This window comes from Oleiphilus sp. HI0086 (genome assembly GCF_001635225.1).
The window spans coordinates 1-1,242 of record NZ_LWFZ01000067.1 but is presented as its reverse complement, the minus strand read 5'-3'; the positions used below and the strand labels follow the sequence as shown (position 1 = coordinate 1,242).

Below are 1,242 nucleotides of genomic sequence, written 5' to 3'. Positions count from 1 at the left end.
CTAGAAACTCTCTGTTTAACAGCCATGACAGATTTGAATGGCTGATTTGGCCAACAGCAATAGCTCTAATAACCAGTGTTAATGTTTGGCTACCTGCGACGCCCCCCATGCTGGCGACGATAGGCATCAATACGGCGAGCGCTACGACTTGCTCGATGGTTTCTTTGAATACGCCAATCACTGTTGATGCGATGAAGGCAGTAATCAAGTTGATGCCAAGCCATATAGCTCTGCGCTTGCTTGTTTGCTTAACGGGGGCGAATGTATCTTCTTCTTCATCAAGACCTGCCATGCTCATTAGCGAATGGTCAGCATCTTCTCTGATGACATCAACCACGTCATCGATTGTAATTCTGCCCAGAAGGATGCCTTCCTTGTTAATAACCGGCGCAGAGACGAGATCTCTTCTTTCAAATAGATTAGCTACTTCGCTATCGGTCAGATTGACATCTATGGTAATGGTGTCAGTTTCCATTACTTCCCGAACCGTGGCAGTGGGATTAGAGACAAGTAATTTATTAAGTGGCAGAGTTCCGACTAGCTCGTCTTTACGACTAACAACCAACAATTTGTCAGTCATTTCTGGTAAGGAACGGTGTCTTCTTAAGTAACGCAACACAACGTCAATAGTGATACCGGGGCGGATGGTGACGGTATCTGTATTCATTAAGCCGCCGGCAGTGTCCTCGTGATATGAGAGGACTTCCTCGACACGGGCACGGTCTTGCGTGTCCATTGACTCAAGGACTTCAGCTGATACATTGTCAGGTAGCTGCTGAAGTATGTCGGCGAGATCATCTGTATCGAGGTCTTCTGTGAAGTTTACGACTTCCTGAGCATTTAACTTGCTGAGGAAGTGCGCCTGTATGTCTTCAGAGAGATCTTGTAGGACTTCACCTTTTAAATCGTCATTCAGCAAGCGCCATATTAGTGCTCGCTCTCGCGGTGGAGAGGATTCAATTAGGTGTGCAATATCACTTGCGTTTAGCCCCTTGTTCACAACCCTTTCAATTTGCCGGATAGAGCCGCTTTCGATTACTTCATTTACACTATGAAGTTTCTCTTTAGCGCTTTTGTTTGAAAATTGGCTAGGCATGGAACACGTTGATCTCTAGTTAACTGCTAAGTGATAAAACAGATAAGCCTGGTGAAGTGATGATTACAATTAGACCTATATAGATAGCTTAAACGTTTGCTTAAGTATAGCGCATGAATTGACACTTCGACAGTCAGAATAATCCA

At 44.8% G+C, this 1,242-nt stretch carries 1 protein-coding gene; it reads right to left on the bottom strand.

Annotated elements, in window-relative coordinates; all coding sequences use genetic code 11:
* On the bottom strand, nucleotides 1-1,096 hold a 1,096-nt coding region (gene mgtE / locus A3756_RS01115), incomplete at its 3' end, for a magnesium transporter (protein WP_068552696.1).
* Nucleotides 1,097-1,242 lie beyond the last annotated feature (146 nt).